The organism is Okeania sp. SIO2F4 (genome assembly GCF_010672385.1).
Taxonomy (GTDB): Bacteria; Cyanobacteriota; Cyanobacteriia; order Cyanobacteriales; family Microcoleaceae; genus Trichodesmium.
Map to the genome: position 1 here is coordinate 1 of NZ_JAAHGT010001463.1, position 1,205 is coordinate 1,205.

The following is a 1,205-nucleotide window of genomic DNA, read 5'->3' on the forward strand; positions in this document are numbered from 1 at the left end:
TCAAAATTTCCTGTAGGGGCGATTCGCGAATCGCCCCTACAACAATTGAATAATTACTAAGAGGATGAATGTTCCTCTAACCAATTTTCTAAATCTGTCAAACTGTTAAAATTTAAAAATACCTTGACCAAACTTTCCAAGTTTGCCAAAGGTAGAGTTTCTATCTGATTTTTAATATCTTCAGATACTTCTCCAAAACGTTGAGAAATTAAAACCATAATTAGAGCGATCGCTTCTTTTTGACGACCTTTTACTTCACCTCTTGCTTCAGCTTGTTCTTCTGCATAAGTTATTCGTCCTCTTTCATCTTGCATTGCTATTGCGCGACGTTCAACCATGTCTAATTATTCGGCACTCAGATTAATTTTATTGGCAATATTTAAAGCCTTTTCTATTTCAGCAACTTCTCCTAAATTTTCGGGAATATCATCCAAACGAGTCGCCTCTTTGAGAAAATAAATCCACTTATCAGCCAAACTATTTAACTCCGACAAAGCCTTCTGAAATTTCGGCAATTCTAGAAAAATTAGCTGCAATTGTTCCTCCAGACATTCAAACTTTTTCGTCTTCTCCTGAAAGACAAATTGATTAATCGCATCCTCAGTATTTTTGAACAGAATAAAATCTGTAATTGTTACGGCTATAGCTGGATTAAGTAGAAGATAATCTTCTCCTGTTTCTAATTGATTGGCATAAGCTTTAGCTAGGTTATAAGCTACTCGTTTATTAAAACCTGCCATTCTAGCTACCTGCATTTCAATTACCACAATAGAACCATCTACTAAAACTGCTTTGACATCCAAAGTAGGGGCGATTCGCGAATCGACCCTACAGATTTTGGGATTATAGGGATTGAAAATTGTGAGAGATTCAATGACTTTTTTCCCTCCATAAATTATGGCGTTGAGAAAACTAATTAAGATGTCTGTACTCTGTTGGGAACCGAAGATTTTTTTAAAGGTATAATCAATTTTCGGACTGATAAATTTCATGGTAAATTTTTTCCTTTGATAATTAATATAGATACATAAATAGCAAGCAAGATGCCCGCACTATAGATAACTATTAACTCTTTTCCTCAAAATTTCCTGTAGGGGCGATTCGCGAATCGCCCCTACAACAATTGAATAATTACTAAGAGGATGAATGTTCCTCTAACCAATTTTCTAAATCTGTCAAACTGTTAAAATTTAAAAATACCTTGA

The 1,205-nt window shown here is 34.6% G+C and carries 2 protein-coding genes; both read right to left on the reverse strand.

The genetic code is table 11. The features are described 5' to 3' along the window. Nucleotides 1–56: 56 nt before the first annotated feature. Nucleotides 57–338, reverse strand: a complete 282-nt coding sequence (locus tag F6K22_RS42945; protein ID WP_363275578.1) for a DUF4351 domain-containing protein — start codon at nucleotides 336–338, stop codon at nucleotides 57–59. A 6-nt stretch (nucleotides 339–344) separates the two neighbouring features. Beyond that, on the reverse strand, nucleotides 345–992 hold the full coding sequence (locus tag F6K22_RS41250; protein ID WP_363275580.1) for an Rpn family recombination-promoting nuclease/putative transposase: 648 nt from the start codon (nucleotides 990–992) through the stop codon (nucleotides 345–347). Between the last annotated feature and the right edge of the window lie 213 nt (nucleotides 993–1,205).

Bases quoted from the DNA above. Each gene is read 5' to 3' on its own strand.
- F6K22_RS41250 (WP_363275580.1), bottom strand. From the start codon at position 992: ATGAAATTTATCAGTCCGAAAATTGATTATACCTTTAAAAAAATCTTC.
- F6K22_RS42945 (WP_363275578.1), bottom strand. From the start codon at position 338: ATGGTTGAACGTCGCGCAATAGCAATGCAAGATGAAAGAGGACGAATA.